Annotated in this window: 15 protein-coding genes; 8 read left to right on the forward strand and 7 right to left on the reverse strand. The window is 72.5% G+C overall.

Annotation, left to right across the window (positions count from 1 at the left end; genetic code table 11):
• Genes ACWED2_RS03415 through ACWED2_RS03425 form a run of 3 tightly spaced genes read right to left on the reverse strand, consistent with a single transcriptional unit; the run spans position 1 to position 2,825 of the window.
• Positions 1–642: a hypothetical protein gene (locus ACWED2_RS03415; protein WP_449688828.1), complete on the reverse strand. Its 642-nt coding sequence runs from the start codon at positions 640–642 to the stop codon at positions 1–3.
• Complete coding sequence (locus tag ACWED2_RS03420) at positions 639–2,252, reverse strand: tyrosine-protein kinase family protein (RefSeq protein ID WP_449688829.1); 1,614 nt, start codon at positions 2,250–2,252, stop codon at positions 639–641. Before ACWED2_RS03420 ends, ACWED2_RS03415 begins: the two co-directional genes overlap by 4 nt.
• 3 nt (positions 2,253–2,255) lie before the next feature.
• Positions 2,256–2,825, reverse strand: coding sequence for a TIR domain-containing protein (locus ACWED2_RS03425; RefSeq protein ID WP_449688830.1), 570 nt, complete (start codon positions 2,823–2,825; stop codon positions 2,256–2,258).
• 264 nt (positions 2,826–3,089) lie between these two features.
• Between ACWED2_RS03425 and ACWED2_RS03430 the strand changes: the two genes are divergently transcribed.
• Positions 3,090–4,064: an SEFIR domain-containing protein gene (locus ACWED2_RS03430; RefSeq protein ID WP_449688831.1), complete on the forward strand. Its 975-nt coding sequence runs from the start codon at positions 3,090–3,092 to the stop codon at positions 4,062–4,064.
• Between the two features lie 26 nt (positions 4,065–4,090).
• Here ACWED2_RS03430 and ACWED2_RS03435 read toward each other — a convergent pair whose 3' ends face one another.
• Complete coding sequence (locus ACWED2_RS03435; protein WP_449688832.1) at positions 4,091–4,660, reverse strand: TetR/AcrR family transcriptional regulator; 570 nt, start codon at positions 4,658–4,660, stop codon at positions 4,091–4,093.
• Positions 4,661–4,776: 116 nt separating this feature from the next.
• On the opposite strand from ACWED2_RS03435, the gene ACWED2_RS03440 reads away from it, so the two are divergent.
• Complete coding sequence (locus tag ACWED2_RS03440; protein ID WP_449688833.1) at positions 4,777–5,799, forward strand: aldo/keto reductase; 1,023 nt, start codon at positions 4,777–4,779, stop codon at positions 5,797–5,799.
• A gap of 93 nt (positions 5,800–5,892) precedes the next feature.
• Here the strand turns inward: ACWED2_RS03440 and ACWED2_RS03445 are convergent, their stop codons facing one another.
• Complete coding sequence (locus tag ACWED2_RS03445) at positions 5,893–7,452, reverse strand: putative PEP-binding protein (protein ID WP_449688834.1); 1,560 nt, start codon at positions 7,450–7,452, stop codon at positions 5,893–5,895.
• 103 nt (positions 7,453–7,555) lie between these two features.
• On the opposite strand from ACWED2_RS03445, the gene ACWED2_RS03450 reads away from it, so the two are divergent.
• The 5 genes from ACWED2_RS03450 to ACWED2_RS03470 are packed head-to-tail and all read left to right on the forward strand — an operon-like array spanning position 7,556 to position 11,451.
• Positions 7,556–8,317 carry a DeoR/GlpR family DNA-binding transcription regulator gene (locus tag ACWED2_RS03450; RefSeq protein WP_449688835.1) on the forward strand — a complete coding sequence of 254 codons (762 nt, stop codon included), beginning with the start codon at positions 7,556–7,558 and terminating at the stop codon, positions 8,315–8,317.
• The gene (pfkB, locus tag ACWED2_RS03455) at positions 8,314–9,258 is read left to right on the forward strand and encodes a 1-phosphofructokinase (RefSeq protein ID WP_449688836.1); all 945 of its coding nucleotides are present in this window, start codon (positions 8,314–8,316) and stop codon (positions 9,256–9,258) included. The genes ACWED2_RS03450 and pfkB overlap by 4 nt, the downstream gene beginning before the upstream one ends.
• On the forward strand, positions 9,255–9,713 hold the full coding sequence (locus tag ACWED2_RS03460) for a PTS sugar transporter subunit IIA (RefSeq protein WP_449688837.1): 459 nt from the start codon (positions 9,255–9,257) through the stop codon (positions 9,711–9,713). Before pfkB ends, ACWED2_RS03460 begins: the two co-directional genes overlap by 4 nt.
• The gene (locus ACWED2_RS03465) at positions 9,710–11,161 is read left to right on the forward strand and encodes a PTS fructose transporter subunit IIC (RefSeq protein ID WP_449688838.1); all 1,452 of its coding nucleotides are present in this window, start codon (positions 9,710–9,712) and stop codon (positions 11,159–11,161) included. The genes ACWED2_RS03460 and ACWED2_RS03465 overlap by 4 nt, the downstream gene beginning before the upstream one ends.
• An 11-nt stretch (positions 11,162–11,172) precedes the next feature.
• Entirely contained in the window at positions 11,173–11,451 is a 279-nt protein-coding gene (locus tag ACWED2_RS03470) for an HPr family phosphocarrier protein (RefSeq protein ID WP_449688839.1), read from the forward strand.
• Positions 11,452–11,504: 53 nt separating this feature from the next.
• Here the strand turns inward: ACWED2_RS03470 and ACWED2_RS03475 are convergent, their stop codons facing one another.
• Positions 11,505–12,059 (reverse strand): TetR/AcrR family transcriptional regulator, encoded by a 555-nt coding sequence (locus ACWED2_RS03475; protein WP_449688840.1) that lies wholly within the window; start codon positions 12,057–12,059, stop codon positions 11,505–11,507.
• An 80-nt stretch (positions 12,060–12,139) separates the two neighbouring features.
• Here ACWED2_RS03475 and ACWED2_RS03480 point away from each other — a divergent pair, with 80 nt between their 5' ends.
• Positions 12,140–13,021 carry an NAD(P)H-binding protein gene (locus ACWED2_RS03480; protein WP_449688841.1) on the forward strand — a complete coding sequence of 294 codons (882 nt, stop codon included), beginning with the start codon at positions 12,140–12,142 and terminating at the stop codon, positions 13,019–13,021.
• A gap of 11 nt (positions 13,022–13,032) precedes the next feature.
• Here ACWED2_RS03480 and ACWED2_RS03485 read toward each other — a convergent pair whose 3' ends face one another.
• Positions 13,033–13,620: a TetR/AcrR family transcriptional regulator gene (locus tag ACWED2_RS03485; RefSeq protein ID WP_449688842.1), complete on the reverse strand. Its 588-nt coding sequence runs from the start codon at positions 13,618–13,620 to the stop codon at positions 13,033–13,035.
• Between the last annotated feature and the right edge of the window lie 51 nt (positions 13,621–13,671).

Here is a 13,671-nt window from a genome sequence, read left to right on the forward strand (position 1 = left end):
TCACGCCTCGAACGAAACGAAGTGGTTGTCTTCGCCGCCGATGCGGATCGCCGCCTCGTGATCGGCGGCGGTGAGGGCCTTGCGGTTGTCCTCGGGAACGAGGTGGATCTTCCCGGCACGGCTCAGTTCCTTGAGCACCGCGTCGACGTCCGCGGCCGGCGCGCCGAGCTTCGGCCGCAGGTCCACCAGCCCGACCCAGCCACGCGGCTCCTTCACGAGTTCGCGGTAGGCGACCCGGATGCGTTCCTCCAGGCCGGCCGGCGCCCCTCCGTTCGCACTCGGCGCCGGACCGAAGATTTCGAAGAGCCGCTTGTGCTCGCGCCGCAGGTACTCCCCCAGGCCACCGAGGATCACGTACAGCGCCGTCGCCAGCGGGCTCTGCCCGCGTTGCGGTGGCGGTCCGCCCTCCCCGAGCTCCTTCTCGCACCAAGCCCAGCCGCTGTCACTCAGCACGTGGACGTAGCTCCGCTTCGGCCCGGTCCGCTCGCTGTCGACGTAGCCGAGCTTGTTCAGCCCCGTGCGTTCGGTGCCGGTGAGGGTGAAGCCCACCAGCTCCGCCAGCTCCTGGTTGGGCACTTCACGGCCCAGCACCATCAACGTGAACATCGCCGCGGTCTGCTTGTGTCCCAAGCGGTCGGTCATCCGACTTCCTTCCGGTGGTTCGCCTGCGTCGCGGTCTGGGCGAGCGTTCGCAGCAGCTGGTCGATCGACCGGCGGGTGTCTGCGAGGATCGGGGTCCGGACGCCGCGCGGGTAGCGCGGTTTGGCCGCGGCCGCCAGATCCGCGGCCAGCTCGTTCAGGTGGACTTCGTCGCCCGCTTCCGCCGTCACCTGCAGGTCCGTCACCAGGTCCTCGACCAGGAGCCAGCGGGATGGGCTCAGCCGTGCTTCCCGGACCTGGGCAAGGAGCGACGGGAGGTGGGAATCGTCCTCGGCCGGCGGGATCCCGCCTCGGAGCTGGGCAACCAGGTCCTGGGCGACGCCGGCCGGGCCGCGGGCGCCCCAGCGCAGGTAGCGGAGATTGCCGACGTACCCCGGGAGCCCGGCCGCCTCGGTGCCCGGCGTCAGGATCGGGATCACCCGGCGGTCCTGGCCGAACGACCGCTGCAGGAAGCGCTCGACTTCGGCCTGCTGCCAGCGGCTCACCTTGCCGTCGACGATCAGGCACAGGTGGCGGGCGTCGTCCTCGGTCCGCTCCAGCAGCGACTGGTCACCCGAGAGCGACTTCACCGCCCGGACGCCCAGCTGCCCCAGTGCCGCGATCAGCTCGCCGCCGGCCTGGACGGCCGCCCGCGGGATGCTGACCCGCAGTTCGTGCTTGAACTTCCGATGGCTCGCCCGCACCGCCGCCACGTAGGCATCGCGGTTCTCCGCCAGCAGGTCCGTGCGGTCGAGGCGGTACGCGATCACCGCGGCGACCGTCTCGAGGGCGAAGCCGATCTGGTCCGCGCTCGGCGTCTTCTCCGACAGGACGGGCAGCTGCTCGCCGAAACTCCAGTACGACACGTACGGCAGCGTGAGGTGGCGGGACATCGTCTCCGGCGCGACGCCCTGGTCGAGCCACGCCCCGTACAGCTCGGCCGTCTCCGCGACGACGGTCTTGCGCCACTCCTCCGACCGGCCGTACTCCTCCCGGCTGTCGAAGCGCGACAGGACCGGCAACACGGTCAGCCGCGGACGGTCGAACGGCAGGCGGTTGCGCGCCGCGTCGGCGCGGCGGGCGGCGTCCACCGCGCCGAGGATGCTCTGCCGGTTCGCGGTGAACAGCAGGACGAGGTGGTCCGGCAGGTGCGCGGTGCAGATGCCGCCGATGTCGGAGATGCCGGTGCGGCTGTCGATGAGCACGAAGTCGTAGTCGTCCGTCCACTGCTCGCGGCACTTCTCGAGGTAGTCGCCGAACCCCTCCTCGTACAGGCCTTCCCAGTCGATCGCCTGAACCTGCCCGACGTAGCCGTCCTCCTCCCGCCCGGCGGCGATGAAGTCGAGCGCGCCGGCCCTCCGCAGCCGCAGCACGTGGGCGTCCGGGGCGAACCGGCCTTCCCGGAAGCCGGTGACGAGGTCCACCACGCCGCCGCTGGGCCTGCCCGGCAGCCGCGGCCGGAAGTAGTCGCCGAGGCCGGGCGCTTCGAGGTCCCAGTCCAGGCAGAGCACCCGGTGGCCCCAGCGGGCGAGCAGCACGGCGACGTTGGCCAGCGTGAAACTGCGGCCGACCCCGCCCTTGTAGGAGTAGAAGGTGAACACCGACCCCGGCATCGGTCAGAACCTCGGTATCCGCACCGCGGCCGGCGGCTCGGGATCCGGCGTGTGCACCGGCCAGTCCGCCCGCCAGTCCGGCGCTCGTTCGATGAGTTCCTCGAGTTCCTTGGCGATCTCCGCGATCTTGTGGTTGAACTCCAGGTAGGCCGGCGCGGCCTGGAAGTGCTCGAAGGGGTGGTTCCACCGGTGCAGGTCACGGGGGCTCCGCGCGTGTGCCCAGTCGGGGAAGTGCCGGGAGTCGCAGTAGATCACCGGGTAGATCAACGGCCGGGTGCCCGTGGTCAGCGCCTCCCGCTTGGCCATCGAATGCCACTCCGCGAGGCACCACTCGTCCCGGAAGTACTTCGGCGAGCACACCGGCACCAGCACCCGGGTGCGCAGCAACGCGGTGCGCACCTCCCCCGCCCAGCTCGCGCCGGTGCGGACCTGGTCGTCGCAAAAAATCCGGACGTCCCGGTAGAAGTTGTTGTCGAGCACCTCGGCCAGCCGCGGACGGAAATGGTTTTTCACCCACGCTGAAATGTCCCGGCCGGCGCGTTGGTAGCTGATGAACACGTCGTACTCGTACACGCGTGCATTCGCTCCTTCGCCGCTCCCCGCCAGGCAACGGCCCATCCTAGGCCGGGCCCGCACGACGGGAGAAGGCGGAAAACCGGACAGAAACATGCCAGTATCTGGCCAGCGAACAGCAATCTCGCTGTCCAGCCGGAAAGTCTTGACAAATGCGGAAACGGCGGATAAATGACAGGGCAGCGCGCCCGGCGCGCACTATTCTTTTTCCGCGCACCGACCGGCCGGACCGGTGCGTCACCGACTCGACGGGGAGGGGCACCGATGCCCGACCGTGCCGCGCCCCGGGTGTTCGTCACCTACTCCCACGACACCCCGGAACACAAGGAACTCGTGCACCGCTTCGCGGCTTTCCTCCGCGCCGAGATCGGCTTGGACGTGCACCTCGACGCGTGGTACGACAACCTGCGCCGGGACTGGTCCTTGTGGGCCACCGAAAACCTGGAGAAGGCGGACTTCATCCTGGTCATCGCCTCCCCCGAGTACAAACGCCGCGCCGGCGGCACCGCCATGCCGCACGAAGGGCGCGGCGCCCAGTTCGAGGCGGCGATCATCCGGGACAACCTCACCCGGGACCTGCGCCGGGAAACCGAACGCGTGCTGCCCGTCGTCCTGCCGGGCCGGTCGGTCGACGAGATCCCGGTCTTCCTCAACGCGCATTCGACGACGCGCTACCACGTCGACGAGTTCACCCCGGCCGGCGTGGCCGACCTGCTCGCCGCGATCACCGGACAGGGCCAGTACCCGATGCCCCGCCGCGGGACCTGGCTCGGCGGGGCGCGCGAGGAACGGCTTGTCCCCGCGGGGGAACTGCCCTGGGTGTGCGCCAGCAACGGCGTGAAGCGCGCGGCAGCGTCGATCGACGGCCGGAGCTACGAGCGGAGCATCGTCCTGCGGCCGGCTTCGCCCTCGGTCACCGGCCCGGGGTTCGTCGAACTGGAACTGGGCGGCAGCTACCGGCGGTTCACCACCGTCGCCGGGGTCCCCGACGACGCCGTGGACGCGTTCCAGGTCGGCCGGGTCCGCGTGGTGCTCGACGGGACCCCGCGCTCCGAACACGACGTCTCGGCCGGGAAACCGGCCGTCATCGACCTGGACGTGACCGGCGCCCGCGTGTTGCGGCTGGAGATGTCCCGGCCGGGCGCACCGGCGTCACCGCTGCGGTCCGCGGCGTTCGTCGTCACCCCGCGGAACGTCCGGCCACCCGAACTCGCGCTGGGCGATCCGACCGTGAAGTAGCCGGTCGCCCGCCTCGCCGCCACCCTTCAGCCGGCGCCGTAGCGGAGGCCGTCGACGAGGACGCCGACCATGCGCCTGCCGTGCTCCGGCCCGCGGCCGGGTACGGGCTGACACAACAGGGCGATCGCGTACAGGAGGTCCTCGGCGCCGAAGTCGCCGCGGATCGCACCGTCGGCGGCCGCCGCGTCGAGCAGGGCGGTGAGTGTGGGGCCCAGCCGCTCCATGAAGTAGCCGGGCAGCCCTTCGAACGCCGGATCGCCCGAGTGCAGGGCCGAGGCGAGCCCGCGCTTGGTCTCGAGGAGTTCGACGAACCGGCCGATCCAGAGCGCGAGCGCCCGCGCCGGCGGGTGGGCGGCGCTCAGCTCGGGGCCGGCGTCGGCGACGGCGTCGATCCCGGTCCGCACGACGGCCTTGACCAGGTCCGCGCGCTGCGGGAAGTGCCGGTACAGCGTGCCGACGCCGACTCCGGCGAGGTCGGTGATCTCCTTGGCCGGGGCGTCCAGGCCGGAGGTGTCGAAGACCGTCCGCGCCGCCTCGATCAGGGCCTCGACGTTGCGCTGGGCGTCGGCGCGCCGCCGTCGGGTCTCCTGGGTCATTTCGCCCCTCTCGGTTGCGTAACCGGAAAGCCTTTCCGTATAGTTCCGGAATAGGTTTCCGCTTACGGCCAGCGTACGGCATCCGCGCCGGCCGGCACCTCGACGGGAGAGAACCCATGCAGTACCGCACCCTCGGCCGGACCGGGATCAAGGTCAGCCCGTACGCGCTCGGCGCGATGATGTTCGCGACGTCCTTCGGCAATCCCGACCCGGACGACTCCGCCCGCATGATCCACAAGGCACTGGACGCGGGCATCAACTTCGTCGACACCGCCGACGCGTACGGCGACTCCGAAGAGGTCGTCGGCCGGGCGTTGCGGGGCCGCCGCGACGACGTCGTGCTCGCCACCAAGTTCGGCCGCCAGGTCGGCGACGATCCGCACCACCAGGGCGCGTCCCGGCGCTGGATCGTCACCGCCGTCGAAAACTCGCTGCGGCGCCTGCGGGTCGACCACATCGACCTCTACCAGGTGCACCGCACCGACCCCACGACGGACGTCGAGGAAACGCTTTCCGCGCTGACCGACCTGCTCCGCGCCGGCAAGATCCGCGCCATCGGCACGTCCCAGAGCCTCGCGTCCGACATCGTCGAGGCCCAGTGGGTCGCCGAACGGCGCGGCCTAGCGCGGTTCCGCGCCGAGCAGACGGCCTACTCCCTGCTCAACCGCGGCGTCGAACGCGAAGTGCTGCCGCTGGCCCAGCGCTTCGGCATGGGCACGCTGATCTGGGGCCCGCTCGGCCAGGGCCTGCTCACCGGGCGCGTCCGCAAGGGCGGGCGGAACGACCTGCGCCGGGCCCGCCTGCTCAAGCACCTCACCGACGAACGCCGGCTCGACGTCGTCGAGCAGCTCCTCCCGCTGGCCGCCGAAGCGGGCCTGCCGATGACCCACCTCGCGATGGCCTTCGTCATCGCCCACCCCGGCGTCACCAGCGCGCTGCTCGGTCCCCGGACCATGCCCCAGCTCGACGACCTGCTGGCCGGCCTCGAGGTCCGGCTCACCGACGACGTCCTCGACCGCATCGACGAAATCGTGCAGCCCGGCACCAACATCGGCGCACTCGACCAGAACTACCAGCCCCCGGCGGTGCACGACCCGGACCTGCGCCGCCGCCCGCTCGCCGAGCGCGCCGCGGCCTAGCCGGGCAATGCGCAACCCGGTCAGTGGTCGTAGGCGGTCAGCGATCGGGTGACGGGTGACTTCGCGGTGGGCCGGGACCGGCTTACCCATCACTCATCCGGCGCGGCACGTCTCGAGGTCCACTTCGCGCAGTGCCGCGCCCACGCCCGCCAAGGCGACCGCGTTCATCGACAACGACGTCACACCCAGTCCCACCAGCACCGGCGCCAGCGCCGGGTCCGCTGCCGCCTCGCCGCACACGCCGACCGGCTTTCCCGCCGCCGCACCGGCTTCCGCCACCATGGCCACCAGCCGCAGCAGGGCGGGCTGGTCCGGGGCGTTCAACGCCGCCACCGCGCCCAGCTGGCGGTCCGCCGCGAACACGTACTGGGCCAGGTCGTTCGTGCCCAGCGAAACGAAATCGACGACTTCGAGGATCCCGGCGGCGCACAGGGCCGCCGCCGGGATCTCGATCATCACGCCCACCCGCGCGATCCCCGCCGCGCGGGCGCGTGCGGCGAACCAGGCCGCTTCCTCCGCCGTCGCCACCATCGGGGCCATCACCGACAGCTCGGCGCCGGTGTCCGCGGCCGCCGCCGCGATCGCCGACAGCTGGCGGTCCAGCAGCTCCGGGCGGTCGAACGCCACGCGGAGGCCGCGGACACCCAGCGCCGGGTTGGGTTCTTCGCCCATCGGCAGGAACGCCAGGGGCTTGTCCGAACCCGCGTCCAGCGTCCGGACGACGACCGGCTTGCCCGCGAACGGGGACAGCACGGCCGCGTAGGCCGCCCGCTGCTCGGCCTCCGTCGGCTCCGAAGCCGCCGAGAGGTAGCAGAACTCGGTGCGGAACAGGCCGACGCCCTCGGCGCCGGCCGCCGCGGCCGCCACCGCGTCCGCCGCCGAGCCGACGTTGGCCAGCAGCTTCACGCGGTGGCCGTCGGCGAGGCGGCCGACACCGTCCCACGTCGGGCGGGAGGTGCGAGCCGGTGCCCGCACCGTGCCGTCGGACGGCGCCACCGTGCCCGCGGAACCGTCGACCGCGAGTCCCGGGCTGTCCAGCTCCAGCACGCCGGCGCACGCCACCACGGCCGGAATCCCCAGCGCCCGCGCCAGGATCGCGGTGTGGCTCGTCGGGCCGCCTTCCGCCGTCACCAGTGCGAGGACCAGGTCCGGATCGAGCCCCGCGGTGTCGGCCGGGGCGAGGTCGCGCGCCACCAGCACGCTCGGCGACGTCAGGTCCGGCACGCCCGGCGGGGCCACGCCCAGCAGGTCCGCGACGATCCGGTCGCGGACGTCGGCGACGTCCCGGGCGCGTTCGGCCAGGTACCCGCCGGCCGCCTGCAGCGCCGCCATGAACTCCCCCGCCGCTTCCCACACCGCTCGCGGCGCCGGGAGCGAACGCGTCAGGACGAGCTTCTCCGCCGACGCGGTCAACGCCGGATCGGACGCCATCGCGGCGGTCGTCTCCAGCACCGACCGGGCATCACCGGACACGGAACGGGCACGATCGGACAACACGGCCGCCACCACAGCCGCCGCCTGCCCGATCTTGCCCGCTTCGGCTTCGAGGTCCGCCGGAGCGGGCGTGGAAGCGGGTTCGGGCAGGTCAGCGGCCACGAGGACACGCGGGCCGTCGACCCGGCCAGGGCTGACACCGACTCCGGACAGCTGCATTTCAGGACCTCCGAGAACAAAGGATCTCGTAACTGGGGATTGACAGTACGGTAACAACGGGCACAATCAAACGGCAACGGGCAAACATCGGAGAGGAACGGGCATGTACGCCGCCGAACGGCATCAGCTCCTGGCGCAACGCGCACGACGTGACGGCCGCGTCGACGTCGGTGACGTCGCCGCCGAACTCGGTGTCGCCCCCGAGACCATCCGCCGCGACCTCGGCGTCCTCGAACGCCAGGGCGTGGTCCGCCGCGTCTACGGCGGCGCGGTCGCGGTCGAGCGGCTCGACTTCGAACCCGAGGTCGCGCAGCGGGACCAGACCAACGCCGCCGAGAAGGACGCGATCGCCCGGGCCGCGCTGGACCTGGTGCCCGAGCGCGGCTCGATCCTGCTCGACGCGGGCACCACCACCAGCAGGCTCGCGACGCTGCTGCCGGCCGAGCGCGAGCTGACGGTGATCACCAACTCCATCCCGGTCGCCTCGATCCTCGCCACCCGCCCGGGCATCACGCTGCACATCCTCGGCGGCCGGGTCCGCGGGACGACGCTCGCCGCGGTCGAAGCCTGGACGCTGCGCGCGCTCGAAGGCCTGCTCGTCGACGTCGCCTTCCTCGGCGCCAACGGCTTTTCGGCCGAGCACGGCTGCACGACACCGGACATGGCCGAGTCCGCCGTGAAGGCCGCCGTGGTGGCCGCGGCCCGCAGGCGGGTGCTGCTGGCCGACCACAGCAAGTACGGCACCGACCAGCTCAGCCGGTTCGCGCGGCTGGCGGAGATCGACGTCCTGGTCACCGACAGCGGCCTCGACGCGGGCGCGGTGGCCGAACTCGAAGAAGCGGGCCCGGAGGTGGTGCTGGCGTGATCGTCACCGTGACCCCCAACCCCAGCCTCGACCGGACGCTGCGGCTGGCCGAGCTGAGGCGCGGCGAAGTCAACCGGGCCGACGCCGTCCGGCTCGACCCGGGCGGCAAGGGCGTGAACGTCGCCCGCGCGCTGGCCGCCGCCGGCACCCCGACCGTCGCGCTGCTGCCCGCCGGCGGCCCGGTCGGCGAGCGGCTGTCCGACCTGCTCGCCCCCGAAGGCGTGCCCGTCGTCGCCGTGCCGATCACCGGGTCGACCCGCAGCAACATCACGCTCGTCGAGGCCGACGGGACCACCACGAAGATCAACGAGCCGGGGCCCGAGATCTCGCCCGCCGAGCTCGCCACCCTCGAACGCCGGGCGGTCGAACTGGCCGCGCGCGGGGAATGGCTGGTGTGCTGCGGAAGTCTGCCCGCCGGCGTGCCCGACGACTTCTACGCGCGGCTGACGAAGCTCGCCCGCGACGCCGGGGCGAGGGTCGCCGTCGACTCCTCCGGCGCGCCGCTCGCCGCCGCCTGCGCCGACGGCCCGGACCTGCTGAAACCGAACCTCGACGAGCTGACCGAGCTCGCCGGCCGGCCGCTCCCGCTGCTCGGCGACGTCGTCGCGTTCTGCCGCGAACTGATCTCCGGCGGCGTCGGCCGCGTGCTGGTCAGCCTGGGCGCGCGCGGCGCGGTGCTCGTCGAGGAGACCGAAACGCACCACGCGCTCGGCCCGCTCGTGGCCGTGCGCAGCACCGTCGGCGCCGGAGACGCCGCACTCGCCGGGTTCCTCCACGCGGGAGGAACCGGCCCCGAAGCCCTGCGGACCGCGGTCGCCTACGGCACCGCCGCGGTCACGCAGGAGGGCAGCCGCATGCCCACCCCGCAGGACGTGCACCCCGACCAGGTGCGCGTGCTGGACGTCGACCCTTCCTTCCCCCTCAGCGGAGCCGCCGCATGACCACCCCAGACCTGATCACCGCCGACCTGGTCGACCTCGGCCTCGGCGCCGCCGACAAGCAGTCCGCCGTCCGCGGTCTCGCGCAGCGGCTCGTCGACGCCGGGCGGGTGACCGACCTCGACCTGTTCCTGAAGGACGTCGCCGCCCGCGAGGAGCAGATGGCCACCGGGCTCGAAGGCGGCATCGGCATCCCGCACTGCCGCTCGGCCGCGGTGACCGCGCCGACGCTGGCGTTCGGCCGCAGCGAGGCGGGCATCGACTTCGGCGCGCCGGACGGCCCGGCGAAGCTGATCTTCCTCATCGCCGCACCCGAAGGCGGCGGCAGCGACCACCTCAAGGTCCTCGCCGCCCTCGCCCGGCGGCTCGTCCGCGCGGAGTTCAAGCAGCACCTGCTGGAAGCCGCCGACCCCGCCGCCGTCGCCGAGTACATCCGCCAGGAGGTGTCCCCCTCATGAAGTTCGTCGCCATCACCGCCTGCCCCACCGGGATCGCCCACACGTACATGGCGGCCGAGTCGCTGGAACAGACCGCCAAGGCCAACGGCGACGAGATCGTCGTCGAGACCCAGGGTTCGGCCGGCTCCGAGCCGCTGTCCGCCGAGGACATCGCGAGCGCGGACGCCGTCATCTTCGCCGCGGACCTCGCGGTGCAGGGCCGGGACCGGTTCGCCGGCAAGCCGATCGTCGAGGCGCCGGTCAAGGCCGCGATCAACGACGCGGCCGGGCTGTTCGAACGCGCCAAGGCCGCGGCCGCCGAGCCCGCCCCCGCCACGCCGGCCGCCCCGGAACTGACGTCGAAGGTCGGCGCCAACGACAAGACCGGCACCAAGATCCGCCAGTGGCTGATGACCGGCGTCAGCTACCTCATCCCGTTCGTCGCCGCGGGCGGGCTGCTCATCGCGCTGAGTTTCGCTTTGGGCGGCTACCAGATCGTCGACGCGCCCAAGGTCACCGAGCACTTCGACGCGGGTTCGGTGACCGGCTGGGCCGCGCTGATGTTCCAGATCGGCAGCGCGGCGTTCAACTTCCTGGTGCCGGTGCTGGCCGGGTTCATCGCGTTCGCGATGGCCGACCGCCCGGCGATCGCCCCCGGTTTCGTGGGTGGCGCGATCGCCGTCACCGTGGGTGCGGGCTTCCTCGGTGGCCTGGTCGCCGGCCTCCTGGCCGGCGGGGTCGTCATGGCACTCAAGAAGATCCAGGTGCCGAAGGCGGTGCGGGGCATCATGCCCGTGGTCGTCTACCCGCTGCTCGGGTCCATTGTGGTCGGTGTGCTGATGTACGTGGTGGTCGGCAAGCCGATCGCCGCGGCCACCACGGGTCTGACCGGCTGGCTGAACAGCCTCAGCGGCGTCAGCGCGCTGCTGCTGGGCGCGCTGCTCGGCCTGATGATGGCGTTCGACATGGGTGGCCCGGTCAACAAGGCGGCGTACGCGTTCGCGGTCGGCGGCCTGACGACCGGCGCGACGGCGTCGCTGCAGATCATGGCCGCGGTGATGGCGGCCGGGATGGTGCCGCCGCTGGCGCTCGCGCTGGCGTCGACGGTCCGCAAGAAGCTGTTCACCGAGGCCGAACGGGAAAACGGCCGGGCGGCCTGGCTGCTCGGGGCGTCGTTCATCACCGAGGGCGCGATCCCGTTCGCCGCGGCCGACCCGTTCCGGGTGATCCCGTCGATCATGCTCGGCTCGGCGGTCACCGGCTCGCTGTCGATGGCCTTCGGCGCGACCCTGCGCGCCCCGCACGGCGGGATCTTCGTCCTGCCGCTGATCGGCAGCCCGTTGTCGTTCCTCGTGGCGCTGATCGCCGGGACGCTCGTCGCGGCGGCGTCGGTGATCGCGCTGAAGCAGGTGCGCTTCCGTGCCGTCGAGCGGTCCGCCGCCGTTTCCGGTCAGCCCGTCAACGCGTGAAGGAGTCCACTGTGTACCAACGCCGTACGCTCGTCGCCAGCAGCGTCGGGCTCCACGCCCGCCCCGCGGGCCTGGTCGCGAAGACGGCCGCCGGCCAGCCCGCGAAGGTGCGGATCGCCAAGATCACCGGCGGCGTGCCGGGCGACCCGGTCGACGCGGCCAGCGTCCTCGGGTTGATGACGCTGGGCGCGGGTTTCGGGGACGAGGTGGAGCTGTCCGCCGAGGGTGACCACGCCCAGGCGTCGGTCGACGCACTGGCCGAACTGATCGCCCAGGACCTCGACGCCTGACCGATGGACACCGGACGAGGGCGCGGCACGCGGGTGCCGCGCCCTCGCCGCGTTCAGGGGCGGATTCCCTCGAGCTGGAGGTCGATCAGCCGTCGCCACCGGCCGTCGCCGGTCATGTTGGCCATGGCCGCGCGGGTGACGAGGATGAAGTCCCCGGGGCCGAAGTCGGTGCGCAGCCGGCCGGCTTCGACGGCGCGCCGCACGATGCGTCCCACGATCGCCGAGAACGCGGCCTTCTGCTCTTCGATGTCGGCCCAGCTCGGTTCCTCCGGACCGAGCAGGGCGAACCGGAACGCGGCGTCGGGCTCCACCGCCTCCAGGTAGCCGTAGAGCAGCGACTCGAACGCCACCCACGGGTCCGGCGCCTCTTCGGCGGCTTGCGCGAGGAAGGTCATCTCCTCGAACCGGCGGCCGATGATGGCCGCGCGCAGCGCCTGCTTGTCCGCGAAGTGCCGGTACAGGGTGCCGACGCCCAGCCCGGCGCGCTCGGCGATCTCCTCCATCTGGACGGCGTCCCCGCGCTGGGCGAACAGCTCGCCGGCGGCGTCGAGGATGGCGTCGCGGTTGCGCCGGGCGTCGGCGCGCAGCACACGTCGGGAAGCGGTCATGGTCGCCTCAGCGTACTTGACGCGGGGGACTCCCGGGCTATATTCGGAAGCGGAATTCACCTTCACCTTCAGGAGCCGCCATGATCGTCGTGACCACCCCGACCGGGCAGATCGGCCGCCGGCTCGTCCGGCACCTGCTCGACGGGGACAGCGCCGGGAACAGCAAGGTCAAGGTCGTCGCACGGGACGCCACCCGCCTCGACGCCGACGTCCGCGCGCAGGTCGACGTGGTCGAGGGGACCCACGACGACCCGGCCGTGCTCGATGCGGCGCTGTCCGGCGCCGAGGCGCTGTTCTGGCTGGTGCCGCCGAATCCCGCCGCGGCCGGCGCGGAAGAGCACTACCTCGCCTTCGCCCGCGCCGGCGGCGCCGCCGTCCGCCGCCACGGTGTCGGCCACGTCGTCGCCGTCAGCAGCGCCGGGCACGGCTGGGCCAAGCCGGCCGGGGTCCTCTCCGCGGCCTTCGCCATGGACGCCGAGCTGCGGAGGTCGGGCGCGGCCTACCGCGCGGTGTCCCCGCCCTTCTACATGGAGAACCTGCTCGGGCAGCTCCCCGCGATCCGCGATCAGGGCACGTTCGCCCTGACCTGCGCCGGAGACCGGCCGCTCGCCACGATCGCCACCCGCGACGTCGCCGCCACCGCCGCCGGCCTGCTCACGGACCGCTCCTGGACCGGACAGGCGGACGTTCCCCTGTTCGGCCCCGACCGGCTCACCCCCGACGGCATGGCCGAGGTGCTGAGCGAGGAACTCGGCCGGCCGGTCGCCTACCAGCGCATCACGGCGGCCGATTTCGCCGCCATGCGCCGGTCCCAGGGCGCGAGCGAACCGGTCGTCGCGGACGCGGTCGAGATGTTCGCCGCCCAGGACGAGGGCATCTACGACGCCGACTGGGCGAAGGCGGCGATCGCGCCGACGAGCTTCCGGACCTGGTGCCGGGAGGTGCTCAAGCCCGCGCTCTGACCGGAGTGGCGTCAGGCCGGGCCGAGCAGCGCGATCGAGGCGCGCACCGCGACCTCGGTGACGTCGCCGGCCCGGCCGCCGTCCTCGACCGTCGTGGCGATCAGCTCACGCAGGCCGCCCAGCAGGATGATCGCCGTCTGGCGGGAGGGCGGGCTGATCCCCGCCGCGCGCAATGCCGGGGTGTCGGTCAGCCGGTGGGTCATCGCGATGAACCCCTCCATCGCGTCACGCTGCAGGTCGCGGGCCGGGGCGCCCAACGCGGGTGCGTCGCGGATCCAGCTCAGCGTGATCGCCGGTTCCGCCTCCGCGCAGGCGATCCACGTCTCGATCGCCTGGCGCACCTGGACCTGCCACGGCGCGCCGGGGTCCACTGCCTCGGAGATCCGCTGGATCATCACCCGGTTCGCGTCCGCCAGGAGCGCGAGCAGGCACTCTTCACGGCTGGAAAAGTGCTCGTAGAACGTCCGGCGGGACGTGCGGGCGCGGCGGACGATTTCGGCCACCGTCGTGTCGCGGAAGCCCGTCTCGATGATCGACCCGGCCAGCCCGTCCAGGAGGCGCTGCCGGTGCGGGCGGGTGTCGACATCCACGGAATCCACGCTATACCCCTCCCCTTGAAACCGGGTGGTACACCGGCGTACCGTACCGAC

The organism is Amycolatopsis sp. NPDC005003, from assembly GCF_053600695.1.